This is a genomic window from Ottowia cancrivicina (assembly GCF_029813755.1).
In the GTDB taxonomy this organism is placed as follows: domain Bacteria; phylum Pseudomonadota; class Gammaproteobacteria; order Burkholderiales; family Burkholderiaceae_C; genus Ottowia; species Ottowia massiliensis.
Genome location: NZ_JARVII010000037.1, coordinates 1 through 22935 on the forward strand (window position 1 = coordinate 1; position 22935 = coordinate 22935).

Genomic DNA, 22935 nt, shown 5'->3' on the forward strand with positions numbered 1-22935 from the left:
GATTGCGCCGATTGCCATGGAAGAAGGTCTGCGCTTTGCCATCCGCGAAGGCGGCCGCACGGTGGGCGCTGGCGTGGTGGCAAAAATTATCGAGTAAGGCGAGTGTCGAGATGCTCAAGCAAAAAATCCGTATTCGCCTTAAAGCGTTTGACTACAAGCTGATCGATCAATCTGCCGCTGAAATTGTTGATACAGCCAAACGCACTGGCGCTGTCGTCAAGGGGCCAGTGCCATTGCCAACGCGCATGCGCCGTTTCGACATCTTGCGCTCGCCGCATGTGAACAAGACAAGTCGCGATCAGTTTGAAATTCGCACGCATCAACGCTTGATGGATATTGTCGATCCGACCGACAAAACGGTCGATGCTTTGATGAAACTTGATCTGCCTGCGGGCGTTGATGTTGAGATCAAGCTGCAATGACGCAGCTTGACAGCAGTGAACTGACGATGAAGGGTGTCTGAAACGCAAGTTTGCTGCTATACTTCTCCTCTTGCCTTGAAGCAACTCTTAACTTTTTGAGTGCTTTGAGGCAAGTCGTTCAACCCTCTTTCGCGCATCAACACACGGGCCAATTGCAGAACGTGTGGCGAAAGTTCAGGAGCTATAAATGAGTCAAAGCAATCGTTTGGGATTGCTTGGGCGTAAGGTTGGCATGACGCGTTTTTTTACCGATGATGGCGAATCTGTTCCCGTCACGGTGGTGGATGTGTCTAACAATCGTGTGACCCAAGTTAAAACCCAAGAAAATGACGGATATGTCGCTATTCAGGTGACGTTCGGTTCGCGTCGTTCCTCTCGTGTTACCAAGCCGCAAGCGGGGCACCTCTCTAAAGCAGGAGTGGAGGCTGGAGAGATTGTTCGTGAATTTCGCGTTGATGAGGCGGTGGCGAGTAAATATCCCGCAGGGGCCGTTTTGCCGCTTGCGGATATATTTGCGAGCGGTCAGAAAGTGGATGTTCAGGGAACATCTATCGGCAAGGGTTATGCGGGTACGATAAAGCGTCATAACTTTGGGTCGCAGCGCGCTTCTCATGGCAATAGTCGCTCGCATAATGTTCCTGGTTCTATCGGCATGGCCCAGGATCCGGGACGGGTTTTCCCCGGTAAAAAGATGACGGGGCACTTGGGGTGCGAATCCGTCACAACCCAAAATCTTGATCTGTTTCGTGTGGACGCTGAGCGTCAATTGCTGCTCATTAAAGGAGCTGTTCCGGGTTCCAAAGGTGGTTTTGTAACGGTGCGTCCCGCCATCAAAAATCGGTCGGCTGCCAAAGGAGATGCTCAATGATGCAAATTGACCTTCTTAATGAGCAAGGGCAGGCTGTATCGAAGTTGGATGTGCCCGAGACTGTTTTTGGTCGCGAATACAATGAGGCACTGGTACATCAGCTGGTGGTTGCTTATCAGGCAAATGCCCGTCAAGGGACTCGTGCGCAAAAAGATCGCGAGGCGGTTCGCCATTCTACTAAAAAGCCTTTTCGTCAAAAAGGAACGGGTAACGCTCGCGCTGGTATGACGTCTTCGCCTCTGTGGCGTGGGGGCGGACGTATCTTTCCGAATTCTCCGGAAGAAAATTTCGGCCAGAAAATCAATAAAAAAATGTATCGTGCTGGAATGGCTTCCATTTTTTCGCAATTGGTACGCGAGGGGCGTATTGCTGCTGTTGAGTCCATAAAGCTGGATGCGCCGAAGACCAAATTGTTTGCGTCTAGGCTCAAGGCAATGAATCTACCTGAAACGGTTTTGCTAATTGCTGACGAAGTGGATGAGAATCTGTTTTTAGCCTCTCGTAATCTCGGCGGTGCGCTGGTGGTAGAGCCGCGTTATGCAGATCCTGTTTCGCTGGTGCATTATAAAAAAGTGCTGGTTACTAAAGGCGCTGTCGAAATGCTGAAGGAGATGTTCTCATGAGCCGAGTTAATCCGACTCCCGCAGAACGCAAGTTTGACGAAGGGCGCTTGATGCAAGTTCTTGTTGCGCCTGTCGTTTCGGAGAAGGCAACCCTTGCTGCGGAAAAGTCTAACGCAGTAGTTTTTAAGGTGCTTCAGGATGCCACCAAGCTAGAAATAAAGGCTGCTGTCGAGTTGATGTTTCCGGTGAAAGTGCAAAGCGTTTCTGTTGTTAATGTAAAAGGCAAGGCCAAGCGTTTTGGTCGAAGCATTGGCCGCCGCTCCAACGTGCGCAAGGCCTATGTGTTGCTGAAAGAGGGGCAAGACCTCAACTTTTCCGGGGAGGCTGCGTAATTTATGGCTGTCATTAAAATGAAACCGACCTCACCCGGCCGCCGTGCTGCGGTGAAGGTGACGCGTGATCATCTTTATAAAGGGGCGGCTTATGCTCCTCTGCTAGAAGCACAGTCCCAGAAAGCGGGTCGCAATAATAATGGTCATATCACGACGCGTCACAGGGGCGGCGGACATCGTCATCATTATCGAATCGTGGATTTTCGTCGCGATAAAGATGGAATCCCTGCAAAAGTTGAACGTATCGAATATGACCCTAATCGCTCGGCTCATATTGCTTTGGTGTGTTATGCGGATGGTGAGCGCCGCTATATCATTGCGCCGCGTGGAGTAGAGCCAGGTGCGCAGCTGCTGAGCGGATCTGAATCTCCAATTCGTGTCGGCAATGCGTTGCCAATTCGCAATATCCCTGTGGGTTCCACAATTCACTGTATAGAATTGAAACCAGGTGCCGGTGCGCAAATTGCCCGATCTGCTGGAGCTTCTGCAACGCTGTTGGCTCGTGAAGGGGTCTATGCCCAAGTCAGGATGCGATCTGGAGAGGTCCGAAAAATCCATATTGAATGCCGGGCTACGATTGGCGAAGTTGCTAACGAAGAGCACAGTTTGCGTCAGTATGGCAAAGCAGGTGTTAAGCGCTGGATGGGGATTCGCCCGACGGTGCGCGGCGTCGTTATGAATCCGATTGATCACCCGCATGGCGGTGGTGAAGGCCGTACGGGTGAGGGGCGTGCTCCGGTTGATCCGTGGGGTAATTTGACCAAAGGTTATCGCACTCGCAACAACAAGCGCACTCAAAATATGATTGTGTCGCGTCGTAAAAAATAAGAGGTAGCAAATGACTCGTTCTCTCAAAAAGGGTCCGTTTGTTGACCATCATCTGTTGGCCAAAGTTGATAAGGCCGCAGCATCAAAAGATAAAAGGCCCATTAAAACGTGGTCGCGCCGCTCGATGATTTTGCCTGAATTTATCGGTTTGACGATCGCTGTCCACAATGGAAAGCAACATGTGCCAGTTTACGTGACTGACCAAATGGTGGGTCACAAGCTCGGTGAATTTGCACTGACGCGTACCTTTAAGGGGCATGCGGCGGACAAAAAAGCCAAGAAATAAGGATCTGACCAATGGAAACTCGTGCAGTCCTCCGTGGCGTGCGTCTCTCTGCTGACAAGGGACGCCTTGTGGCTGATCTGATTCGCGGCAAGAAAGTGGAGCAGGCGCTCAACATTCTTGCATTTACGCCCAAGAAGGCCGCAGTTATTGTCAAGAAAGTGCTGGAGTCGGCGGTTGCCAATGCGGAACATAATGACTCTGCTGATATTGATGAGCTGCGTGTTACCTCAATTTATATTGAACAGGGCACAACCCTCAAGCGCTTCACGGCTCGCGCTAAAGGTCGTGGCAACCGTATCAGCAAACCGACGTGCCATGTGTACGTGACGGTTGGTTATTGAAAGGCGGTATTCATGGGACAGAAAATTCATCCTACTGGTTTTCGCCTTGCGGTCAGCCGTAACTGGGCGAGTCGCTGGTATGCCAACAACCGTGATTTCGCTGGTATGCTGGCGGAAGATGTGAAGGTGCGAGAGTACCTGAAAGCGAAGCTGAAAAATGCAGCTGTTGCTCGCGTTTTGATTGAGCGGCCTGCTAAAAGCGCGCGCATTACCATTTATTCTGCTCGCCCGGGCGTGGTGATTGGTCGCAAAGGCGAAGATATTGAAAAGCTCAAGAAGGATCTGGCCGAGAAGCTGGGAGTGCCGGTTGCGGTCAATATCGAAGAAGTTCGCAAGCCTGAAGTAGATGCCCAGTTGATTGCCGACAGCATTACGCAGCAGCTTGAGAAGCGCATCATGTTCCGCCGGGCCATGAAGCGCGCCATGCAGAATGCGATGCGTCTTGGCGCTCAGGGCATCAAGATTATGTCTTCTGGCCGCTTGAATGGTATTGAGATTGCCCGTACCGAATGGTATCGGGAAGGTCGCGTGCCGCTTCATACTTTGCGCGCCGATATTGACTATGGTTTTAGCGAAGCCAAGACGACATATGGCGTTATCGGCGTCAAGGTGTGGGTCTACAAAGGGGACACGCTGGGTCGCAGCGATGTTCCCTCACTGGATAGCACACCTCGTCCCGAGGGAGATGAGCGCCGCGGTCCGCGCTCTGCTCGGCGGGGAGCTTCTCGTCGTGACCGGACTGTTGCAAATGCCGCTCCTGTTGATGGCAGCGATAAACCAGCAGAAGCAACAGGAGGTGATGCCAAATTAGCCGTTAAGCGCGTTCGTCAAGTCGCCGCGCCCGCTGCAGCAGCGGACGGCGCTCAAGGAGAATAAATATGCTGCAACCTGCACGCAGAAAATATCGCAAGGAACAGAAGGGCCGGAATACCGGTCTGGCGACTCGTGGAAATACTGTCGCTTTTGGTGAATTTGGACTGAAATCAACTGATCGCGGTCGACTGACGGCCCGGCAGATTGAAGCCGCGCGTCGTGCCATCACGCGTCATGTCAAGCGTGGTGGCCGTATTTGGATTCGTGTGTTTCCAGACAAGCCAATTTCTACCAAGCCTGCAGAAGTTCGCATGGGTAATGGCAAAGGCAACCCTGAGTACTATGTGGCTGAGATTCAGCCAGGTAAGGTGCTCTATGAAATTGTCGGTGTTCCCGAGGTGCTGGCACGGGAAGCTTTTGCTCTGGCTGCTGCCAAGTTGCCGCTGCGGACAACTTTTGTGACCCGCATGATTGGTCAGTAATCCAGAAAGGACTAAGCAGATGAACGCCAAAGAACTGCGCCAGAAGGACGAAGCTGCGCTAAAAGCAGAGGTCAAGGAATTGCAGAAGGCGCATTTTAACTTGCGCATGCAGAAAGCGACCCAGCAATTGAACAATACCAGTCAATTGCGTATGACGCGCCGTGCGATTGCACGGGCGAAAACTATTCTTGCCGAAAAGAAGGCTGCAGCCAAATAAGGAAGTGACATGACGGAAGAAAAAAAATCCCTCAAGCGCACCCTCGTTGGTAAAGTGGTCAGTGACAAGCGTGCCAAAACGGTGACGGTGCTTATTGAGCGACGGGTGAAACATCCGATTTACGATAAGATTGTGGTCAAATCCAGCAAGTATCATGTTCATGATGAGAAAGGTGAGTACAAGCTGGGCGATGTGGTAGAAATCACGGAGAGCCGTCCCATTTCAAAGACGAAGAATTGGGTGGCTACTCGTTTGGTGCAAAAAGCCTCTGTGGTTTGATGCGGCCAGATAACCTTTGAGAAAAGGTGTTCTATAAAACCCGCGCTTCGCGCGGGTTTTATTTTGTCTGTTGGATAGGCTTTGGATGCTCACATTTATATGTATCTGATTGATGTCGCTGGATGGCCAAAGATGGGTTGATTAATGGCTTTGCTGCTGCGACCGATATCTTGTTTGATGACGGCAGATCTTGTTAATTTGAATTTCATGATTTTTGCGCCATGAAAATACACCAACCAGTTGCTCATTTGTCATTCGAAACCTCGTTAGGCATGATGCGCCTGGCCGCTTCTGTGCAGGGTCTGTCTGGCGCATGGTTTGTGCAGGGACAAAAGGACTGCCCCGATATCAGCGGCTGGGGAGAGGAGCGGTCTGATCACGAGGTGCTGGCGCAGGCAATGTGCGAAATCAATGATTTTTTAGCAGGGAAGCGAAATAGCTTTGACGTGCCTCTGGACTTATCCGCCGGAACGCCTTTTCAACAAGCCGTTTGGCGCGCTTTGATAGGCATTCCATTTGGCTCTTCCTGTAGTTATGGACAGATAGCTGCCGTTATTGGGCGTTCCGGGGCGGTGCGTGCGGTTGGGGCGGCGGTGGGAGCCAATCCCATCAGCATCATTGTTCCCTGTCATCGGGTTCTGGGAGGGAATGGTTCGTTGACGGGTTATTCAGGGGGACTGTCCAGAAAGGCGGCGCTGTTGCGCGTGGAGGGCTGGGCGATGGAGCATTTTGTGAATGATGAATTACCTCGTCATTTAAGACCCTTGCCTCCAGGAGGGCAGACGAAAAAAATTGATTGGCAGGAGAACGATGGATGCGATTGGCTGAAATTACCACCATACAGCTGAAGTTTGTCTGGCCAGACGGTGCATGGTTAGATATATGGAGAGCTTGGTGGAGTTAAAGACATTCAATGTCATTGGGAAGTAACTTGATAATTAGTGGAAATTGATTGCAGCCAGCCGGGTGAATAACAGCGGCAAAGCCGCTACTGCCCCTTGTCGCTGCACATGGCAAGGCGCTTGATCTCGCCAAAGAAGTTTTTGATTGGATAACGCCTGCTGTCCATGCGTTCGGTGATTGACAGTTGTATGCAGCGGCCGGGCCATCTGCGAGAGCATCGCTTTCGCCTTCTCGCCTCAAGCGCTTGAATCAGCCCGGTGGCATCGCGCTTTGTTGGGCAAGCTACGTTCCAAACGCGAGGCCATCAATACGCGAGCGCCCTATAGGCTGATTTCGGGCCGCTCTTTTGTGCTTGTCTGTGGCAGCAAGCTTTCATGCTTGTGGTATTCGTCATGGCGTATTCCTATCGGGCTTGCCGCTTGCCACATCGCAGATGCCCGTGTGAAGCACGTCGGTCTTGATTCAATCGCGGCCGCGTTTGAACTTACGCTGCGGCGTTGCCGGTATGTATTGTTCATCACGCAGCCTTGATGGATAGACGGTGGCCCGCACTTTTTCGCCCTGTATCGCCAGGCTTTACAGGATCAAGGCAGGGTTATAAATTTCTACTGTTTTGCGCTTAATGCTTTTGCATCGTCGCACAGTGGATGTGTCCATTTTCAAAAAACCCAACTGCTTGTGCTTGAGAAAGCCAAAAATGGGCTTTGCAGTCTGCGAGGCTTTCAAAACCGGAATGCGGTTTGTCTGGAGCAAGAGGCAGGCGCGCTTCGCTCGCTGTGGGCGGGTGCGGAATGAACGGGAGGGTCTTTCGAGCTGCTCCTGGCTTGCCCAGTTCGTCTTGAGGTATTAAAAATAGGAGCAAATTCAAGGGGGTGAAACTCATTCTTGCGCACATTGCACTAGGACATCGTGCTATGAATAAAGAAGCGAGAAGCGCTGCTTCGCCCCTGGCTCAGGTTTGGCTATTCCGATTCGATCACTTCTCTCGCAGGCAGGGCAAGCGACGAATAGACTTTTCGTTTGGCGAATGCGCTTGCGTGTATCGGCGCTGCTGCGCGCGGATAGGCATGCAATGAGACAGAATCATGGGCCGTTAAATTCAAGATCAATGGGTGAAACGCTTTTTCGATTTACGCCTTGCTGATTTTGAAAGGCATGAGGCAATCATTTTCTGAATAGCGGCGCATTAAGCATATTCAGCTTATTTGTGACGCGAATGGCGGATCCAAATGAGACGGCGCTGGCGTTGTCAAGTGAGGACGGCTTGGCGAGCGGGTTGAATACTGGAGCTGGTGCGCCGCGTTTTAGCGCACCCATACGCCGCGCGCCAGCATGACGGCGGCGATGGGGATGAGCGTCATCACGTGTGCTTCCACCATCACCAGCCGGCGCGTGCGGTTGAGCGCGGCGGCATCGGGCAAGATGCCTGTGGCGTCCAGATTGCGCTGCCAGCGGCGAATGTCGCGGTGCACGAATATTCCCAAGCCGACCATGATGGCGAACAGCGTGATCTTGATGTGCAGGAGCGGCTGCCCCCAGAGCCATTGGGCGCTTTTGACGCTGAACTGCACTCGCGCCAGCCCGCTGAGCAATACGGCGGCGGCAAAAATGGTGACCCAGCGGTCCAGCACGGCCAGTCTGCGGATGGCGGCGGCGTTGGCCCAGTCGCTGCGGCACAGCGCCGCCTGGCTGGCGACGAAAACGGTCAGGCTCATAAAGGCCAGAATGTGGCAATAAGCAAGAATGGATTCGAGCAGCATGATGGCGCGCGATTGTGGCAGCGGGCGCGGCAGAAGCTGACGGCTGGCGCGCCTGCCCGCATGGGCGGTATGGGCACTGTGCGATCATGCGCGGTCTGTCTGTTTCCGCCGCTATTGCCGCAAGAGTTTCTCCATGCCTGACGACAAACATCACGCCAAGCCGCAAATTGATGTGCGCACGCTCAATTTGGCCCAGCTCAAGATGCTGGCCGATAAAGGGAGCCGGCGCGCGCGCGCCGAATTGGAGGCGCGCATGAGGGCGATGTCGGCGGGCGCCGCGCCTGAAGCCGCCAGCCGCGCCCGCAGCGGCGCACCAGCGCAGCCTTCAGCTTCTTCGGGATTCGCGCCGGTCACGGATTTTTCCGCGCTTTTGGCGCAGCCGGCTACGCAGCCAGCTTCATTGCAGGGCAGCGCGCCGCAGCCATCGCCAGCCGCCATGCCTCTTTCGCGAGCTGCGATACCACCCATGCCTGCTGCGCCAGCGGTGCAGAACGAGCCGCTTCATGGGCATGACGCCATGCTGGAGCGCCTGCACTTGCTGGGTCAGCAGGAAGACGCACGCCGCCGCACTGAAGGGCCACCGCGGCTGGTGGGCATGGTGCTGATGGGCTGGGGCGGGCTGGTCGTGTTGGCCGGTTTGGTCACCATACTGGCAGGCAGCCATTACCGGGGCATTGGCGGCTATTACCTTTTTGGGGGCGTGCTGTGCGCAGTGGCAGGCAAGCTGCTGTGGAATAACCGCCGCCTGGCTATTTACGTGCATGCGGCTGCATCGGCGCTGATGTTGCTTTGGGGTATGTACTGGAGCCGCTCGGATGGCGTGTTTTCAGCGCTGATGCAGTCAGCGCCCATCTGGCTGTCTGCCTGCTGGATGGCCGTGGGAGCCATCCGGGATCCGCTGGAGTGAATTCCCCGGCCGTCCATGCAGCAAAAAGCCCCCTGGCGCCCGGTGCGCCAGGGGGCTTTTTGCTGGAATCAGGCGCGCGCCGCGCGCTGTTTTTGCTCCCAGCGTGATTTGCATTGGACGCAATGCTGGGTCATTGGCTCCACCTTCAAGCGCTCGAAGGGGATATTGCAGCCGCATTCCTCGCATTCACCGTATTCGCCGGTTTCAATCAGCTCCAGCGCGCGATCAATGCGGGCCAGATCGGCCGCATCCAGCGCCGTCAGCGTGGCATCGACTTCGCGAGTCTGGTTGCTCAGGCGCGCGCTTTCGTCTTGCGAAACGCTGCCAGCGTGATTGACGGCGGGCGCCAGGTTCTCGCGGTTTTGCGCCATTTGCGCTTGCAGGTCGCGGCGGCGCTCCAGCAGCAGTTCTTTTAATTCAGCGCGTTGGGCGGGTGTCAGTTTCGGGGTCATGATGCGAGCTTCTCCTGCAAAAAAATGTGTCGCTGGCACAGAATAGCATTCCTCATCTGTGCCATCGCGCATTCCAGAACAAGAAAGCCTGAAAGACACCCGCCATGTGCCAGCTGCTCGGCATGAATTGCAATACCCCGACCGATGTCACCTTCAGCTTCGCCGGCTTTGCGCAGCGCGGCGGGCGCACCGACCATCATGCCGATGGCTGGGGCATTGCCTTTTTTGAGGGGCGGGGCGCGCGCCTTTTCATTGACAGCAGCGCGGCCTGCTCTTCGCCCGTGGCCGAGCTGATCCGGCGCTACCCCATCAAAAGCAGGAACGTCATTTCCCACATTCGCAAGGCCACCGTGGGCGATGTGCGGCTGGAGAACTGCCACCCCTTCGTGCGTGAGCTGTGGGGGCGTTACTGGGTGTTTGCCCACAATGGCGATCTCAAGGACTACGCGCCGCGCCTGCACGGCCATTTTCACCCTGTGGGCGATACCGACAGCGAGCGCGCCTTTTGCTGGCTGATGCAGGAGCTGGCTAAGGCGCATGCCAGCGTGCCGCCCGTGGAGGAACTCACCCGCACTTTGCGCGAGCTGACGCCGCAGATTGCCTCGCATGGCACTTTCAACATGCTGCTGTCCAATGGCCAGGCGCTTTGGGCGCATGCTTCCACCAAGCTGTGCTACGTGGTGCGCCAGCACCCGTTTTCAAACGCGCGGCTGGCTGATGAAGACCTTTGCGTCAATTTCGCAGAGCACACCACCCCCAGCGACCGCGTGGCCGTGGTTGCCACCACGCCGCTCACATCCAACGAGCGGTGGACGCCCTTTGCGCCCGGCGAGCTGAAAGTGTTCGTGGACGGCGCGCCTGTGGCGTGAAAAGAGCCTCTTGAGGCATCCGGCTTCAGGCATCAAACCGCCCTGAAGCGCCCTTGGAATGGGCGCAGGCAGCTATCTTTTTGAGAGTGAAGGCGCAAACGGCGCTTTCCAAACGGCGCTTTCTATTCGCCGGCTTTGGCGTCCATGCGCCTGAGCGCCTGGGCGAAGGCTTGCAGGGTTTGCGGGGGCACTTCGCCCACGGCGGTCAGCCACCAGCCGCTGGCTGGCGCGGGCAGGCGCAGCATCAGGCTGTGGGTTGCGCCCATCGCAAGCAGGCCGCCGCGCGTGTGGCGGCGGGCGTCGTAGGGTTCCAGAAAAAGGGAAACGGTGGCCAGGCCGTCGGAAAAAATCCACTGCACCACGCCGCCTGCGCCGGAAGCGTTTGATGCGCCGCCGTGCTGGTAGCACTGGCGGGGCCGAAAGCCCGGCACGGGGCTGGCAAGCGTCCAGCCTTCGCTGTCGGCGCGGGTGGGGGCGTGGCCTGCCTCTTCAATGTGCCAGCCCTGGGTGTCATCCATCATTTGCGCGAGCTTGTCCGCCTCCAGCGGGGAGCTGAATTGCAGCTCTGAAAAGGCCGACTGCTCCAGCACGCGGCCTGCGGCGTCCAGCGTTTGCATCTTGATGACCAGGCCGGTGCGCCGCTCGCTCCAGATGCGGTAGCCATAGCGCCAGCCGTCTTGCGCGGCCAGGCGCACGATGTCGGCGTCAAACCCGGCCACGCGGCCCTGGCCTTCGGGGCGGGCGTCGTAGTAGCGGGCGACTTCGGCTTCTTCGCCGGGGCGCAGCTGGCCCTTGAAAAGGCTGCCGGATTCGCGCCGCTCGGCGCGGATGGTGCGCTGGCCAGGCTGGAAGATGAGGATGTCGTCATCGCGCCGGTACGTGGCGCGGGGCGGGCCGGAGAGGTTTTCCACGCGCTCGATTTCCTGCGCGCCCTGGCAGGCGTGCCAGATGCGGGCGCTGGAGAGCACGCCTTCAGGCGCGGAAACGACAAAAGTGCCGCTGTAGGCCGGCACGCGCGAGGCGCGTTGCAGGCGCGCCAGCCACTGGGCCACGGTGCGCGGCGGCGCTTCGGATTCGGAAACGGCGGGCGAAGCGGCTGGCTGCGCGGCGGCGGGCGCGCGGGTCTGGGCCAGCGCGGGGCTGAAGGCGGCCAGGCAAAGCAGGGCGGCGCAGGCGTTGCGGGTCATGCCGGTGTCGGAAGTGTTCAGGCGGCCTGCCGGAAGTCAGCGGCCTGCCGCGCTGCCATCCACAAAGGTGGCGTTGCGCAAAAAGCCTTGCGTCTGCCCCAGTGCTGAGGCGCCAGCGGCCTGGCGATGGGCGGCCAGAAACTCGTCCAGACGGCTGTCGCGCAGCATGGCGCCTTGCGGCGTGCCGACGGCGTAGGCGGCCGGGGCGGCAGCTTCAACAGGGGCGGCAGCTTGTGCGGCAACTTGTGTCGCAGGTGCGGTTTGCGCCAGTTGGGGGCCGGCGGCGCTGCCGGACAGGCTCCAGAAGTTCCAGCCGATGGCGGCTGCGGCGGCAAACGAAGCCAGGCCCGCCGCCAGCTTCCAGCGGCGGTCATTGGCCGCTGGCTGCGCGGGCGGCAGGGCCGTGGCGGCAATGGGCGGCTGAGCTTCCTGGCCAATGCGCTGCATCACGCAGGCGGTGAAGGCCGCGCCGTGGCGGCAGGCAGCCAGGTCGGCCGAGCGCAGCACGTCGCCCGCCACATGCCAGGCATGCCAATCGGCGCGGGCCGCATCGCCGCGTGAGTCGCTGGCGCAAGCCTGGGAAATGGCCTGATGCAGCGGCTCGCCTTGCAGGCGGCCGTCCATCAAGTCGCAAAGGGTTTGGCGGGGGTCGGTCATGGGAGCGTCGGTCATGGTTGCGGCTTACCAGCGCTTGCCGCCCTGATGGCTCAAAAGCGGCTTGACTCTGGCTGAAATGGCCTCGCGCGCGCGGAAGATGCGCGAGCGCACCGTGCCAATCGGGCAGGCCATCAATTCAGCGATTTCCTCGTAGCTCAGGCCCTCGATTTCGCGCAGGGTGATGGCCTGGCGCAAATCGGGCGAGAGCGCTTGCATGGCTTCATTGACGGCGGCGGCGATTTCGCGCGCGGCCAGCTCGGTTTCGGGCGTGCTGTCCGAAATAGGTTCCGCGTCGGGGCGGAAATTTTCATCGTCGTCGCCCTGGCCCTTCAAGGCCGCTTGCGTGATGAGCGGATCGCGCTTGAGGCCCAGCAGCGCGCGCTTGGCGGTATTGACGGCAATGCGGTAGAGCCATGTGTAGAACTGCGCCTCGCCCCGGAACTGCGGCAGCGCGCGCCAGGCGTTGATGAAGGTTTCTTGCGCGATGTCCTGCACCAGATCCACATCGCGCACCATGCGGCCAATCAGGCGCTCGATGCGGCGCTGGTACTTGATGACCAGCAGCTCGTAAGCGCGCGTCTGGCCCTGCACGGCGCGCGCGACCAAAGCGGCGTCGCTGTCGTCGGGGGAAGGGGCGGATTCAGGCACGGGGGCGGGCGATGGGCGCAGCGCGGTCAGCGCCGGGCGCAAGAACGGGCGGAGCCGGGGGCGGGCGAATATAGCGCGCAGCGCAGCAGGCGCCATGCGGCAGCGGCGGCGCTGCCCGCGCCGCGCCGCAGGCACAGCCAAAGGGGCGGCGCGCCCGCGCGCTCCAGCCGCAGCAGCAAAAAGCGCTGGCCGTCCAGCGCCACCTGAACGCGTGAGACGGCCTGGTCAGGGCGGCCCGGCTCGCGCAGCAGCCAGCCCTGCCCGTCAAACGCCAGCTCGCGCGGCGTCTGCTGCCGCCAAAAGCGCCACAGCCCGCCGCCTATCAGCGCCAGCGCCAGCCAGGGCACGCCCAGCCACGCGCCAGAGCGGGCGCTGCCGCTGAAGGCCGCCGCCAGCGTGGCCAGCAGCGCGGGCAGCCACAGCGCCAGCAGCAGCGCCGCCAGCCAGCTGGCGCGGCCAGCGGGGTGGGCCAGGGCAGGGGGCGTGCGCATGGCGGCGGTCAGCTTTGGGCGCTGGCCCGCAGCCTTTTCTTGCGGAGAAGGAGCGGGCCGGAAGGTGGAAAGGGGCGCATCAGAGGCATGACATTCTCGCTCTTGTATCCATAGCAAGAGGTCCTAGTGGATACTGCGCAAAGCGGCATTCCAGGCCCCTCGAATTTGCTCCTGATTTTGATGCTTTGCGGCCCGTGTTCAGCGCATCAGGGGCTGGCCGTTGAGCAGCATCTTGCCGCCGGGTTCGACTTCAAAGTGGGCGCTCCAGGCGCCGTTTTCGTTTTTCACGAAGCCCTGGGCGGCAAAGCCGTCGGCCATTTGCTCCAGCGATTCGGCGCTGACGCGGGGGTCGCCAGCCATTTTGGCGACGACGGCGCTCCAGGCGCGCGGGATGTGAAGGCTGGCCTTGATGCTGGCGCGCTGCATCAGCTTGAACATCGCGGGCAGCTGGATGGGCGATTCCTTGGCCTGCGCGTCGGCGGCGGCCAGGGCCACGCTGTATTCAAGCGAGCCGGCCTGCTGGTCGATGGTGGCGCCGTAGCGCACCTGCACGGCTGGCTCGCCGGCGAGCAGCTCTTGCAGCAGCGCCTCGGTTTCGCCCTTGAACTGCTCTTGCATGGCTTGCAGCGCGGCCTGGCGCTCTTCGCCTTGCAGGCTCTTGTCGGTGAGCGCGCCCCACGCGCGCGCCAGCATCTGCTGGGCTTGCAGCAAGGCGGCGGCGCTGATCTTGTCGAGCTTGACGTCGTAGCTCAGCGCTTGCAGCGCCACGCCGCCGATTTCGCCTGCGGTGGCGTAGTGGCCGTGGGAGCTGATGGCGTCGCCCTGGCGGGTGGTATCCACTTTGTAGGTGAGCTGGTCGAAGCGGAAAAGGTCCTTGCCGCCCATGCTGGCCTGCATGCTGGCAACGCGGCCCTCTTGCTGGCCGGGGGCCAGCAGCCACAGGCCGGAGCCGATGTCGGCGCTGAACTGGCCTTGCATGCCGCCCACGCGCATTTGCAGCGCGGCAGGCTGGCCGCCGGGGCCGGGCGCGGTTTGGGCGGCTTCAGGCGCGGCATCAGGCGCTGTTTCGGGCGCTGTTTCGGGCGCTGTTTCGGGCGCGGCTTCAGATGCCTTGGCGGCGGGGGCGAAGGTCATTTCCATGCCTTTGAAGTCCACCTGGCCGGACAGGCGCTGGCGGTCCTGGCTCAGGCGCAGGTCGTAAGTCAGGGGCTGCCAGCTCGCCTGGCTGGCGGGCTGGCCGGGCTGTTGCACGGCGAAGCGGCCGGCGGGCAGCAGCAGCTGCGCCGTCATGTCGCCCGCCAGCGGGCGGTGGAGCGTGACTTCGGGCGGCTCGGCCTGGGCGAAGGCCTGGCGCACTTCATCGGGCAGGCCCTCCACCTTGGCCAGCTTCAGGCGCGTGGTCACGCCCAGCGCGCCGTGGCTGACGTGCTGGCTGATGTGAAAGCGCACGGGCGGCAGCGGCGCGCTGCTGTCCGCCTGGCTTTCGCGGCTGCTTTCGGCCTGGCTTTCATGGCCTTCGCCAGCTTTTGCGGCGGCGCTCTGGGCCGCCTTGGGCGGGCGTTTGAGTTCCACGACGATGGTGTTTTCGTCGCTGAACAGGCCGCGCTGGTAATTGCTTTGCACCACGGCGTGCTCGCCCAGCTTGTCTTTCACCCAGTTCAGGGCCTGGTCGGTGTGGTGCTCGGCCTGCTGGCCCATCCACCAGCTGGCGCCGGCGTAGCCAGCGGCGGCGATGACGGCGGCGGCCGCCGCGATTTTGGTGAGTTTGCTCATGTTGATGATGGCGTGGCGTTTGAAAAAGAAAAGCTGAAAAAGGACAGCGGCGGATTTTCAGGGCCGCGAAAAATCATGAAAAACGCCGCCAGCGCCCGTGGATTGGGCGCGGGCAGCTATCAAAAGCGCAGTGGCAGCGGGCATGGGGCGCTTCAGTCCAGCCGCAGGCCCAGGGTGCGCACGATCTGGCCGAGCGCTTCGGCCTCTTTGCCGATGTGCTGGCGCAGCTCTTCGGGGCTGGAGCCAACGGGCTGCCAGCCCAGGGCGAGCAGGCGCTGGCGCAGCGGCTGGGCCTGCATGACGGCGGCCACAGCCTGCGCCAGCTTTTGCCGCGCGGCGGCGGGCAGGCCGGCGGGGGCGATGAGGGCGTTCCACACCTGCAAGTCGTAATCGGGCACGCCCAGCTCGGCGAGCGCGGGCACGCCGGGGGCCAGGGGGCTGCGGCTGGCGGTGGTCAGGCCAATGGCGCGCAGCCGCCCTTCGGCCACGTGCGGCATGGCGACGCCGGGGGCCATCAGCCCCATCTGAATCTGCCCGCCGATCAGGGCGGTGATGACGGCGGGCTGCCCGTTGTAGGGCACGTGCAGGGGGTTGAAGCCGGGCAGGCGGGCCTTGATGAGTTCCACGCCCAGGTGGGCGATGGAGCCTGCGCCCACGGAGCCGTAGTTCCAGCGCTCGCCTTCCTGGCGGGCCTTTTGCAGAAATTCCTTGCCGCCGGGCAGGCCGGCCGGGGCCACGAGCACGGCGGGGGCGGTGGTCAGCAGGCTGATGGGGGCCAGGTCTTTTGCCGGGTTGTAGGCGAGCTTGCGGTACAGCAGCGGGGCGGTGGTGAGGTTGCCGTTGATGGCGATGCCCAGCGTGTGCCCGTCGGCGGCGCGGGCGACTTGCGCGGCGGCGATGTTGCCGCCCGCGCCGGGCTTGTTTTCAACGATCACGGGCTGCCCCAGCGCGGCGGCCAGCGGCTCGGCCAGCGCGCGCGCCGTCAGATCGGGCGAGGAGCCGCCGGGAAAGCCGACCATGAGCTTGACAGGCTGCACGGGCCAGCTTGCGGCCGGAGCATCGGCGGCCTGCGCGCGCGGCGCGGCGGCGGCCAGGGCGGCCAGCAGGAGGGAGCGGCGTTGCATTTTGTGGGTGGTTGGCATGGGAGTCAAAACGCTTTTTGCTATTGAAAGTGAGGCAAATCCAGGCCCATCGAAACGGCTGAGGTCCTGGTGGAATCTGCGCAGTGCGCTATGAAACAAGGAGCGAAAAGGCCGTTCCGCTCATGGCTTGGCGTCCTGCGCGCGGGCCTGCTCGCGCGCCAGTTTTTCGGCTTTTTCCTGCGCTTCGCGGGCTTTTCTGGCGCGGCGCTCCTGCACGCGGCGCTTGGCGAGCACGCGGATTTCGTCAGGGGTGAGAAAGCCGTCGCCATTGGTATCGGCGGTGTGGAATTCCGAGCGCAGGGGCTTCCAGGGCACGAAGCGCACTTCCTTCCATTCCAGGCGGCCATCGTGGTTGGTGTCGAGCATGTCGAACCAGACGCGGGCCTGTTTCTCGCCCTGGCCGGGTTCTTCGGCGGGTTTTCCGGCAGATGTTTCAGCAGCGGGCGCATCGGCGGCAGCGCAAGGCAGGGCCAGCAGCAGCGCCAGCAGGCCAGCGGGAAGGGCGGGTGTTTTCATGGGGGCGCAATCATGCCGTTGGCGGCTTTGCGCCCTGGCTGCGGGCGGGCGGCTCGTTGGCCACGCCGGCGGCCACATGGCCGGCGGGCACGTGGCGGGCGGCGTGTTCGGTGTGGCCGGTCTGGTCGTCAAAAAAGAAATCGGGCGCGAATTCGCGCAGAAAACCGCCTTTGGGCAGGCCGCCGAGGAACATGGCTTCGTCCACGGCAATGCGCCAGGCCATCAGCGTTTGAATGGCGCGCTCGTGCGCGGGGGCGCTGCGGGCGGTGACGAGCGCGGTGCGCAGGCGCATCTTTGGCGCGCCGCCATCGCTGCCGTCGCCGCCGCCAGCGTTTTGCAGGCGGTTGAGCGCGTCCAGCAAAGGCTTGAAAGGGCCGGGCGGCAGGGGCTGGCGGGCCTTTTCGCGCTCGTGAGTGTGGAAGGCGGCGATGCCCCCGCTTTGGTAGATGCGCTCGGCTTCGTCGGAAAACAGCACGGCGTCGCCGTCAAAGGCGATGCGCACTTCATCAGGATGGGCTTCGCTGGCGGGGGCCGATTCGGTGAGCACGCGGGCGGCCGGAAAGCCCAGCGCCAGCGCCTGCTTCACATCGGCCTCGTTGGCCGAGAGAAACAGATGCGCGCCCAGCGGCCGCAGGTAGCCAAAGGGCGCGCGCCCCTGCGTGAACACGCCCCTCTCCAGCGCAACGCCATTGGCGGCGGCGCTGCGGAAGGCGCGCATGCCGCTGACAGGGTCGTTGCGCGAGAGCATGACCACTTCCACCCGCTTGCGCTCCGGCGTGTTGAAGGCCAGCAGCTTTTTCACCAGCGCGAAGGCCACGCCGGGGCGCGCGGGCGCGTCCAGCCGGTCGAGCTGCAACCGCATGTAGGCGGCGGCGTCGCCCGTTTCAAACAAGTGGTTTTCTTCCTCGAAGTCAAACAGCGCGCGCGAGGAAATGGCGACGACGAGCTGGTCTTGCAGGCTGGCGGGCATGGGCGGGCGAAGCGAGGCGCGAAGCGGGGCGGGGGAGCGAAAAAAGCAAGGGGCAAAAGCAGGAGAAGCAAATGTACCCGCCCAATACAATCCGTTGCACTCCAGGCTCCCGCTCATGAAGATTCTGCTCTGCAACGACGATGGCTACCAGGCCCCCGGCATCTGCGCGCTGCATGCCGCGCTGGCGGCCGCACCCGGCGTGCAGGTGGAAGTGGTGGCGCCGGAGCGCAACAACAGCGCCAAGTCCAACGCGCTCACGCTGCACGCGCCGCTGTTCGTGCACGAGGCGGCAAACGGCTTTCGCTACGTGAGCGGCACGCCCGCCGACTGCGTGCACCTGGCGCTGACGGGACTGCTGGGCTACCGGCCCGATCTGGTCGTCTCCGGCATCAACAACGGCGCCAACATGGGCGACGACACGCTGTATTCAGGCACCGTGGGCGCGGCGATGGAGGGCTATCTGTTCGGCATTCCGGCCATCGCCTTCTCGCAAGTGCAAAAGGGCTGGGCGCACCTTGAAGACGCCGCGCTGAAGGCGCGCGACATCGTGCTGGGCGTGGCCGCCGGGCGGGTGGGCGAGGGCGCCGGCGGCCAGCCCTGGCTGCTCAACATCAACATTCCCAACCTGCCGCTGGCGCAGCTGGGGCGCGTGAAAGTCTGCCGCCTGGGCCGCCGCCACGCCGCTGAAAAAGCCTGCGTGCAAGTCAGCCCGCACGGCGACACGATGTACTGGATAGGCGGCGCAGGCCCCGCGCTGGACGCCGCCGAAGGCACCGACTTTCACGCCACGGCGTCTGGCTGCGTCTCGCTCACGCCGCTGCAAGTGGATTTGACCGATCACGATCGGCTGGCCTACTGGCACCAGGGCCTGGCGGGCACGCTCACCGGAAAGGGGCCGGAGCGGCCATGAGCGCGCCGCCGCGCCGCCCGCCGCCGGGCCAGGGCCGTTCAGGGCGCATCGTGCCCGCCCTGCAAGCCCAGGCGCGCGCGCCCGCCGAAGGCGATTTCAACGACCCCATCCCCGCCCGCGCCCACATGCTGCGCCAGCTTTCGGCGCAGGGCCTGCGCGACGCCCAGGTGCTGCGCGCGCTGGGCGCGGTGGACCGCCGCCGCTTCGTGGAAGCCGCGCTGGCGCGCCGCGCCTATGAAGACACGGCCCTGCCCATTGGCCTGGGGCAGACCATCTCCAAACCCAGCGTGGTGGCGCGCATGGTGGCGCTGCTGCGCGGCGGCCTGACCGACCCCGCAACCGGCAAGCTGGGCCGCGTGCTGGACATCGGCACCGGCTGCGGCTATCAGGCCGTCGTTCTCTCGCACGTGGCCGACGAGGTCTACAGCATGGAGCGTCTGCGCGGCCTGCACGAGAAAGTGCGCGAAACCCTGCGCCCCTTGCGCGTGAGCAACGTGCACCTCATTCTGGGCGACGGCATGGAAGGCTTTCCCAGCGGCGCGCCCTACGCCGGCATCATTGCCGCCGCCAGCGGCGTCGCCGTGCCCCCCGCCTGGGTCGAGCAGCTGGCCGTGGGCGGGCGCATCGTCGCGCCGGTGGACGTGCGCGGCGACGGCGGGCAGGCGCTCGTCGTCATCGAGAAAACCCGCCAGGGGCTGACGCACGCCGTGCTCGAACCCGTGCACTTCGTGCCCCTAAAATCCGGCATTTCCTGAGAAAATTTTCACAGTCTGGCAACGCGCCTTCACAAAAACGCCGGGCAGGCGTTCAGGCGCGGGCCACGCCCGGCGGAAGGCGCTTCAGCCCTCCGCCAGGCTGCCCCGCCCCATGCAGGCGGCGGCAGGCGGCCTACCGAACAAAGGAAATCCAGCATGGTTCTTCTCACACGCAGCACTCACACGACGCGAGCCTGGGCGGCGCTGACGCTGGCCGCCGCGCTGGCCATCAGCGGCTGCTCCACCACACGCGCGCCGCGCGCTTCCGGCACCAACGTCACCCTGCCTGGCGCGTGGAGCGCGCAGCCTGGCGGCACGGGCGCGGCCGCCACGCCCGCCACCCCCACGGTCGATCCTTCCACCCTGCCCGGCGCCGAAAACGCGGGCAAGCCCGGCTACCACACCGTCCGCCCAGGCGAAACGGTGCGCAAGATCGCCGCCGAATACAACCAGGACTGGCGCGACATCATCCGCTGGAACCAGCAGCTGCCCAACCCGGACGTGATTGAAATTGGCCAGGTTCTGCGCGTTCTGCCGCCCGCCAAAGCGCCTGCGCACGCCAGCGCCACGCCGCCCGCCGCCTCCACCACCCCGGCCGCTGGCGACGTGGCCGTGGCCACGCAGACCACGCCGGGCGTGACGCCTGCCGCCACGACGCCCCCGCCGGTTTCTCCGCCCGCCGCCACGGCCCAGACAGACAGCCAGGCCGGCGCGCTGGACGAGAAAGTCTCCTTCATGTGGCCCGCCAGCGGCGCGGTCATCAGCGGCGGCGCGGGCGAAAAAGGCAAGGCCCTGTTCATCGGCGGCAAGGCGGGCGACCCCGTCGTGGCCGCTGCCGACGGCAAGGTCGTGTATGCCGGCGCGGGCCTGCGCGGCTACGGCAATCTGCTCATCGTGCAGCACACCGACGCCGTCATCAGCGCCTACGCCCACAACCGCGCCCTGCTCGTGAAGGAAAAGCAGACCGTCAAGAAAGGCCAGCGCATCGCTGAAATGGGCGACAGCCACGCCAGCCGCGTCATGCTGCGCTTTGAAATCCGCAACAACGGCAAGCTGGTCGATCCCCTGCGCTACCTGCCCGCGCGCTGAGCGCCGCTGGCCGCGCGGCCTCTTTCACTACGTCAAAGGGCGCTGGCAGCGCCCTTTTTCATGCTGCCAAGGGCAGCCGGACATGGGTGAATGGCGATATTTCGCTCTCTTATTCATAGCATGATGTCCTAGTGGAAACTGCGCAATAGGTATTTTCAGGCCCTTTGAATTCGCTATTGTTTTTGATGATGTTTGACCGTTGCAGAGCCGCTGCGCAATCTGGCTTTGCCCGTCTGCCGCCCAATCTGGATCTGCGTTGCGGGTTGATGGCAAGCGGGCGGCATAAAGCCGCAGTAGGGATTTCCGGCATTCCCAAGCGGGCAGCAAAGGCCAACACTGCGGGGCAGGATTGACTGCCATGACTTCTTCCAGCCTTCAGCATCTCATTGACGCCAATCACGCCTGGGCCGAGGGCGTGAGCCGCCAGCAGCCCGGCTTTTTCCAGCAGCTGGCCAAGCAGCAAAGCCCGCGCTACCTGTGGATTGGCTGCTCCGACAGCCGCGTGCCCGCCAACCAGGTGGTGGCGCTCGCGCCGGGCGAGGTGTTCGTGCACCGCAATGTGGGCAATGTCATCGTTCACTCCGATCTCAACGCCCTCTCGGTCATCCAGTACGCGGTGGACTACCTGAAGGTGGAGCACATCATGGTGGTGGGGCACTACGGCTGCGGCGGCGTGCTGGCGGCCCTGCACGGGCAGCGCGTGGGCCTGGCCGACAACTGGCTGCGTCACATTGGCGACGTGAAGATGCGCCACTACGCCCGCCTGGCCAGCCTGTGCCGCCATGAGCAGGAAGATGCGCTGTGCGAGATGAACGCCATTGAGCAAGCCTTCAACGTGGCGCAGACCAACGTGGTGCGAGACGCCTGGAAGCGCGGCCAGCCGCTTTGCGTGCATGGCTGGTGCTACGGCCTGAAAGACGGCAAGGTCAAAGACTTGGGAGTGACCATGAGCTGCGCCGAAGACGCGGAGCAGATTTACCGCGCCGCCCTGCAACGCTACCCGTGCGAGGCCGGAGCTTCCAAGGCTTGACGCTTCACTTGATGTTTCGCAGGAAGGCGCGCCTCAAAAACGGTAACAATTCCCGGCGAGAACCTGTTTGCGCCCCGCATTGCCATGCCACCGCTGCCGGTGGCAGACAGATTCCAAGCCGCCCGCGCCCCGGCCCAAGCGGCGTTTTGCAAGTACCTGAAAGGAGACTCTCTCATGAGTGAAACCATCGTCATCGTTTCCGCCACCCGCACCCCGATGGGGAGCTTCCAGGGCGACTTCACTCCGCTGTCCGCCAACGAACTGGGCGGCGTGGCCATCAAGGCTGCCGTTGAAAAAGCGGGGCTGCAGCCGCAGCAAGTCGATGAAGTCATCTTCGGCAATGTGCTCACCGCCGGCCAGGGGCAAGCGCCCGCACGGCAAGCCGCCATCAAGGCTGGTCTGCCCATTTCCACGGGCGCGGCCACGCTCAACAAGGTGTGCGGCTCGGCCATGAAGGCCGTCATGCTGGCCGCTGACGCCATCAAGGCAGGCTCTGCCAGCGTGGTGGTGGCTGGCGGCATGGAAAGCATGACCAACGCGCCCTACCTGCTCAAAAAAGCGCGCGGCGGCTACCGTCTGGGCCACGACAAGGTGTACGACCACATGATGCTCGATGGCCTGGAAGACGCCTACGAAGAAGGCCGCAGCATGGGCCTGTTTGGCGAAGACTGCGCCGCCAAATACAACTTCACGCGGCAAATGCAGGACGACTTCGCCATGGCCAGCGTGCAGCGCGCGCAGCAGGCCATCGCCTCCGGCGCGTTCAAAGATGAAATCACCCCCGTCACCATCAAAGACCGTAAAGGCGAGCGCGTGGTGGACACCGATGAAGGCCCGGGCCGCATCAAGCCCGAAAAAATCCCCACCCTCAAGCCCGCCTTCAAAAAGGACGGCACCGTCACCGCCGCCGCCAGCTCCAGCATCAATGACGGCGCAGCCGCCGTGGTGCTCATGACCGAAAGCCGTGCCAAGGAGCTGGGCTGCAAGCCGCTGGCGCGCATCGTCAGCTACGCCACGCACTCGCAGGAACCCGGCTGGTTCACCACCGCCCCCGTGCAAGCCAGCGAAAAGGCGCTGAAAAAAGCCGGCTGGCAAGTGGGCGATGTGGACCTGTGGGAAGTCAACGAAGCCTTCGCCGTGGTGCCCATGGCGCTGATGCACGAGCTGAAAGTGCCGCATGACAAAGTGAACGTCAATGGCGGCGCCTGCGCGCTGGGCCACCCGATTGGCGCCAGCGGCGCGCGCATCATCGTCACGCTGCTTTACGCGCTGAAAAAGCGCGGCCTGAAAAAAGGCCTGGCCACGCTGTGCATCGGCGGCGGCGAAGGCACGGCCATGGCGCTGGAACTGCTGTAAGCCACTGGCGCGCCTGTTTTTTTTTTTTT

At 62.1% G+C, this 22935-nt stretch carries 31 protein-coding genes; 20 read left to right on the forward strand and 11 right to left on the reverse strand.

Annotated elements, in window-relative coordinates; translation table 11 throughout:
* The 13 genes from QB898_RS12140 to QB898_RS12200 all read left to right on the forward strand — a co-directional run.
* On the forward strand, positions 1 to 97 hold a 97-nt coding region (locus tag QB898_RS12140; protein ID WP_078453405.1), incomplete at its 5' end, for an EF-Tu C-terminal domain-related protein.
* A 13-nt stretch (positions 98 to 110) separates the two neighbouring features.
* Entirely contained in the window at positions 111 to 422 is a 312-nt protein-coding gene (gene rpsJ / locus QB898_RS12145) for a 30S ribosomal protein S10 (RefSeq protein WP_050715130.1), read from the forward strand.
* 187 nt (positions 423 to 609) lie between these two features.
* Complete coding sequence (gene rplC, locus QB898_RS12150) at positions 610 to 1290, forward strand: 50S ribosomal protein L3 (protein ID WP_102283612.1); 681 nt, start codon at positions 610 to 612, stop codon at positions 1288 to 1290.
* Entirely contained in the window at positions 1290 to 1913 is a 624-nt protein-coding gene (gene rplD / locus QB898_RS12155) for a 50S ribosomal protein L4 (RefSeq protein WP_102284542.1), read from the forward strand. Before rplC ends, rplD begins: the two co-directional genes overlap by 1 nt.
* Positions 1910 to 2245, forward strand: coding sequence for a 50S ribosomal protein L23 (gene rplW, locus QB898_RS12160; protein WP_050715128.1), 336 nt, complete (start codon positions 1910 to 1912; stop codon positions 2243 to 2245). Before rplD ends, rplW begins: the two co-directional genes overlap by 4 nt.
* 3 nt (positions 2246 to 2248) lie before the next feature.
* Positions 2249 to 3073 carry a 50S ribosomal protein L2 gene (gene rplB, locus QB898_RS12165; protein WP_102283613.1) on the forward strand — a complete coding sequence of 275 codons (825 nt, stop codon included), beginning with the start codon at positions 2249 to 2251 and terminating at the stop codon, positions 3071 to 3073.
* Positions 3074 to 3083: 10 nt separating this feature from the next.
* Entirely contained in the window at positions 3084 to 3359 is a 276-nt protein-coding gene (gene rpsS / locus QB898_RS12170) for a 30S ribosomal protein S19 (RefSeq protein ID WP_082203141.1), read from the forward strand.
* An 11-nt stretch (positions 3360 to 3370) separates the two neighbouring features.
* A complete protein-coding gene (gene rplV / locus QB898_RS12175; protein ID WP_050715126.1) occupies positions 3371 to 3700 on the forward strand; it encodes a 50S ribosomal protein L22 in 330 nt (109 codons plus the stop codon).
* Between the two features lie 12 nt (positions 3701 to 3712).
* Positions 3713 to 4576 carry a 30S ribosomal protein S3 gene (gene rpsC, locus QB898_RS12180; RefSeq protein WP_279525172.1) on the forward strand — a complete coding sequence of 288 codons (864 nt, stop codon included), beginning with the start codon at positions 3713 to 3715 and terminating at the stop codon, positions 4574 to 4576.
* Between the two features lie 2 nt (positions 4577 to 4578).
* Positions 4579 to 4995: a 50S ribosomal protein L16 gene (rplP, locus tag QB898_RS12185; RefSeq protein WP_050715124.1), complete on the forward strand. Its 417-nt coding sequence runs from the start codon at positions 4579 to 4581 to the stop codon at positions 4993 to 4995.
* 19 nt (positions 4996 to 5014) lie between these two features.
* Entirely contained in the window at positions 5015 to 5212 is a 198-nt protein-coding gene (gene rpmC, locus QB898_RS12190; RefSeq protein WP_050715123.1) for a 50S ribosomal protein L29, read from the forward strand.
* 9 nt (positions 5213 to 5221) lie between these two features.
* Complete coding sequence (gene rpsQ, locus QB898_RS12195; protein ID WP_279525173.1) at positions 5222 to 5491, forward strand: 30S ribosomal protein S17; 270 nt, start codon at positions 5222 to 5224, stop codon at positions 5489 to 5491.
* A gap of 221 nt (positions 5492 to 5712) precedes the next feature.
* Positions 5713 to 6339, forward strand: a complete 627-nt coding sequence (locus QB898_RS12200) for a methylated-DNA--[protein]-cysteine S-methyltransferase (RefSeq protein ID WP_346429811.1) — start codon at positions 5713 to 5715, stop codon at positions 6337 to 6339.
* A gap of 674 nt (positions 6340 to 7013) precedes the next feature.
* Here QB898_RS12200 and QB898_RS12205 read toward each other — a convergent pair.
* Together QB898_RS12205 and QB898_RS12210 are read right to left on the reverse strand one after the other, a co-directional pair.
* The gene (locus tag QB898_RS12205) at positions 7014 to 7277 is read right to left on the reverse strand and encodes a hypothetical protein (RefSeq protein WP_279525174.1); all 264 of its coding nucleotides are present in this window, start codon (positions 7275 to 7277) and stop codon (positions 7014 to 7016) included.
* Between the two features lie 421 nt (positions 7278 to 7698).
* Positions 7699 to 8154: a DUF2214 family protein gene (locus QB898_RS12210; protein WP_279525175.1), complete on the reverse strand. Its 456-nt coding sequence runs from the start codon at positions 8152 to 8154 to the stop codon at positions 7699 to 7701.
* 133 nt (positions 8155 to 8287) lie between these two features.
* On the opposite strand from QB898_RS12210, the gene QB898_RS12215 reads away from it, so the two are divergent.
* Positions 8288 to 9061: a hypothetical protein gene (locus QB898_RS12215; protein ID WP_279525176.1), complete on the forward strand. Its 774-nt coding sequence runs from the start codon at positions 8288 to 8290 to the stop codon at positions 9059 to 9061.
* A gap of 68 nt (positions 9062 to 9129) precedes the next feature.
* Here QB898_RS12215 and QB898_RS12220 read toward each other — a convergent pair whose 3' ends face one another.
* Positions 9130 to 9513: a TraR/DksA family transcriptional regulator gene (locus tag QB898_RS12220; protein WP_050715119.1), complete on the reverse strand. Its 384-nt coding sequence runs from the start codon at positions 9511 to 9513 to the stop codon at positions 9130 to 9132.
* 104 nt (positions 9514 to 9617) lie between these two features.
* Between QB898_RS12220 and QB898_RS12225 the strand changes: the two genes are divergently transcribed.
* Complete coding sequence (locus QB898_RS12225) at positions 9618 to 10382, forward strand: class II glutamine amidotransferase (RefSeq protein WP_279525177.1); 765 nt, start codon at positions 9618 to 9620, stop codon at positions 10380 to 10382.
* Between the two features lie 122 nt (positions 10383 to 10504).
* Here the strand turns inward: QB898_RS12225 and QB898_RS12230 are convergent, their stop codons facing one another.
* From QB898_RS12230 to QB898_RS12265, 8 genes are all read right to left on the reverse strand, one after another.
* Entirely contained in the window at positions 10505 to 11569 is a 1065-nt protein-coding gene (locus tag QB898_RS12230) for a MucB/RseB C-terminal domain-containing protein (protein WP_279525178.1), read from the reverse strand.
* A gap of 36 nt (positions 11570 to 11605) precedes the next feature.
* Positions 11606 to 12241: an RseA family anti-sigma factor gene (locus tag QB898_RS12235; RefSeq protein WP_279525179.1), complete on the reverse strand. Its 636-nt coding sequence runs from the start codon at positions 12239 to 12241 to the stop codon at positions 11606 to 11608.
* Between the two features lie 9 nt (positions 12242 to 12250).
* A complete protein-coding gene (gene rpoE, locus QB898_RS12240; RefSeq protein ID WP_279525186.1) occupies positions 12251 to 12904 on the reverse strand; it encodes an RNA polymerase sigma factor RpoE in 654 nt (217 codons plus the stop codon).
* On the reverse strand, positions 12901 to 13365 hold the full coding sequence (locus tag QB898_RS12245; protein WP_279525180.1) for a hypothetical protein: 465 nt from the start codon (positions 13363 to 13365) through the stop codon (positions 12901 to 12903). Before QB898_RS12245 ends, rpoE begins: the two co-directional genes overlap by 4 nt.
* Positions 13366 to 13563: 198 nt before the next feature.
* Positions 13564 to 15138 (reverse strand): DUF945 family protein, encoded by a 1575-nt coding sequence (locus QB898_RS12250; RefSeq protein ID WP_279525181.1) that lies wholly within the window; start codon positions 15136 to 15138, stop codon positions 13564 to 13566.
* 152 nt (positions 15139 to 15290) lie between these two features.
* Positions 15291 to 16280, reverse strand: coding sequence for a Bug family tripartite tricarboxylate transporter substrate binding protein (locus QB898_RS12255; protein WP_279525182.1), 990 nt, complete (start codon positions 16278 to 16280; stop codon positions 15291 to 15293).
* 120 nt (positions 16281 to 16400) lie between these two features.
* Complete coding sequence (locus QB898_RS12260; protein ID WP_158241654.1) at positions 16401 to 16796, reverse strand: EF-hand domain-containing protein; 396 nt, start codon at positions 16794 to 16796, stop codon at positions 16401 to 16403.
* 10 nt (positions 16797 to 16806) lie between these two features.
* Positions 16807 to 17766, reverse strand: coding sequence for a 5'-nucleotidase (locus QB898_RS12265; RefSeq protein WP_050715111.1), 960 nt, complete (start codon positions 17764 to 17766; stop codon positions 16807 to 16809).
* A 115-nt stretch (positions 17767 to 17881) separates the two neighbouring features.
* On the opposite strand from QB898_RS12265, the gene surE reads away from it, so the two are divergent.
* The 5 genes from surE to QB898_RS12290 all read left to right on the forward strand — a co-directional run bounded on the left by surE (position 17882) and on the right by QB898_RS12290 (position 22906).
* Entirely contained in the window at positions 17882 to 18676 is a 795-nt protein-coding gene (gene surE / locus QB898_RS12270) for a 5'/3'-nucleotidase SurE (RefSeq protein WP_102283627.1), read from the forward strand.
* Positions 18673 to 19431, forward strand: coding sequence for a protein-L-isoaspartate(D-aspartate) O-methyltransferase (locus QB898_RS12275; RefSeq protein ID WP_346429812.1), 759 nt, complete (start codon positions 18673 to 18675; stop codon positions 19429 to 19431). The genes surE and QB898_RS12275 overlap by 4 nt, the downstream gene beginning before the upstream one ends.
* Before the next feature lie 156 nt (positions 19432 to 19587).
* A complete protein-coding gene (locus QB898_RS12280; protein WP_279525183.1) occupies positions 19588 to 20520 on the forward strand; it encodes a peptidoglycan DD-metalloendopeptidase family protein in 933 nt (310 codons plus the stop codon).
* Positions 20521 to 20878: 358 nt separating this feature from the next.
* Positions 20879 to 21550: a carbonate dehydratase gene (can, locus tag QB898_RS12285; protein ID WP_279525184.1), complete on the forward strand. Its 672-nt coding sequence runs from the start codon at positions 20879 to 20881 to the stop codon at positions 21548 to 21550.
* A 174-nt stretch (positions 21551 to 21724) separates the two neighbouring features.
* A complete protein-coding gene (locus QB898_RS12290; protein WP_279525185.1) occupies positions 21725 to 22906 on the forward strand; it encodes a thiolase family protein in 1182 nt (393 codons plus the stop codon).
* Positions 22907 to 22935: the final 29 nt, after the last annotated feature.

Excerpts from the sequence above, each read along its gene's own strand:
- rpsJ (WP_050715130.1), top strand. The coding sequence starts at position 111 with ATGCTCAAGCAAAAAATCCGTATTCGCCTTAAAGCGTTTGACTACAAG.
- rplC (WP_102283612.1), top strand. The coding sequence starts at position 610 with ATGAGTCAAAGCAATCGTTTGGGATTGCTTGGGCGTAAGGTTGGCATG.
- rplD (WP_102284542.1), top strand. The coding sequence starts at position 1,290 with ATGCAAATTGACCTTCTTAATGAGCAAGGGCAGGCTGTATCGAAGTTG.
- rplW (WP_050715128.1), top strand. The coding sequence starts at position 1,910 with ATGAGCCGAGTTAATCCGACTCCCGCAGAACGCAAGTTTGACGAAGGG.
- rplB (WP_102283613.1), top strand. The coding sequence starts at position 2,249 with ATGGCTGTCATTAAAATGAAACCGACCTCACCCGGCCGCCGTGCTGCG.
- rpsS (WP_082203141.1), top strand. The coding sequence starts at position 3,084 with ATGACTCGTTCTCTCAAAAAGGGTCCGTTTGTTGACCATCATCTGTTG.
- rplV (WP_050715126.1), top strand. The coding sequence starts at position 3,371 with ATGGAAACTCGTGCAGTCCTCCGTGGCGTGCGTCTCTCTGCTGACAAG.
- rpsC (WP_279525172.1), top strand. The coding sequence starts at position 3,713 with ATGGGACAGAAAATTCATCCTACTGGTTTTCGCCTTGCGGTCAGCCGT.
- rplP (WP_050715124.1), top strand. The coding sequence starts at position 4,579 with ATGCTGCAACCTGCACGCAGAAAATATCGCAAGGAACAGAAGGGCCGG.
- rpmC (WP_050715123.1), top strand. The coding sequence starts at position 5,015 with ATGAACGCCAAAGAACTGCGCCAGAAGGACGAAGCTGCGCTAAAAGCA.
- rpsQ (WP_279525173.1), top strand. The coding sequence starts at position 5,222 with ATGACGGAAGAAAAAAAATCCCTCAAGCGCACCCTCGTTGGTAAAGTG.
- QB898_RS12200 (WP_346429811.1), top strand. The coding sequence starts at position 5,713 with ATGAAAATACACCAACCAGTTGCTCATTTGTCATTCGAAACCTCGTTA.
- QB898_RS12205 (WP_279525174.1), bottom strand. The coding sequence starts at position 7,277 with ATGAGTTTCACCCCCTTGAATTTGCTCCTATTTTTAATACCTCAAGAC.
- QB898_RS12210 (WP_279525175.1), bottom strand. The coding sequence starts at position 8,154 with ATGCTGCTCGAATCCATTCTTGCTTATTGCCACATTCTGGCCTTTATG.
- QB898_RS12215 (WP_279525176.1), top strand. The coding sequence starts at position 8,288 with ATGCCTGACGACAAACATCACGCCAAGCCGCAAATTGATGTGCGCACG.
- QB898_RS12220 (WP_050715119.1), bottom strand. The coding sequence starts at position 9,513 with ATGACCCCGAAACTGACACCCGCCCAACGCGCTGAATTAAAAGAACTG.
- QB898_RS12225 (WP_279525177.1), top strand. The coding sequence starts at position 9,618 with ATGTGCCAGCTGCTCGGCATGAATTGCAATACCCCGACCGATGTCACC.
- QB898_RS12230 (WP_279525178.1), bottom strand. The coding sequence starts at position 11,569 with ATGACCCGCAACGCCTGCGCCGCCCTGCTTTGCCTGGCCGCCTTCAGC.
- QB898_RS12235 (WP_279525179.1), bottom strand. The coding sequence starts at position 12,241 with ATGACCGACGCTCCCATGACCGACCCCCGCCAAACCCTTTGCGACTTG.
- QB898_RS12245 (WP_279525180.1), bottom strand. The coding sequence starts at position 13,365 with ATGCGCACGCCCCCTGCCCTGGCCCACCCCGCTGGCCGCGCCAGCTGG.
- QB898_RS12250 (WP_279525181.1), bottom strand. The coding sequence starts at position 15,138 with ATGAGCAAACTCACCAAAATCGCGGCGGCCGCCGCCGTCATCGCCGCC.
- QB898_RS12255 (WP_279525182.1), bottom strand. The coding sequence starts at position 16,280 with ATGCCAACCACCCACAAAATGCAACGCCGCTCCCTCCTGCTGGCCGCC.
- QB898_RS12260 (WP_158241654.1), bottom strand. The coding sequence starts at position 16,796 with ATGAAAACACCCGCCCTTCCCGCTGGCCTGCTGGCGCTGCTGCTGGCC.
- QB898_RS12265 (WP_050715111.1), bottom strand. The coding sequence starts at position 17,766 with ATGCCCGCCAGCCTGCAAGACCAGCTCGTCGTCGCCATTTCCTCGCGC.
- surE (WP_102283627.1), top strand. The coding sequence starts at position 17,882 with ATGAAGATTCTGCTCTGCAACGACGATGGCTACCAGGCCCCCGGCATC.
- QB898_RS12275 (WP_346429812.1), top strand. The coding sequence starts at position 18,673 with ATGAGCGCGCCGCCGCGCCGCCCGCCGCCGGGCCAGGGCCGTTCAGGG.
- QB898_RS12280 (WP_279525183.1), top strand. The coding sequence starts at position 19,588 with ATGGTTCTTCTCACACGCAGCACTCACACGACGCGAGCCTGGGCGGCG.
- can (WP_279525184.1), top strand. The coding sequence starts at position 20,879 with ATGACTTCTTCCAGCCTTCAGCATCTCATTGACGCCAATCACGCCTGG.
- QB898_RS12290 (WP_279525185.1), top strand. The coding sequence starts at position 21,725 with ATGAGTGAAACCATCGTCATCGTTTCCGCCACCCGCACCCCGATGGGG.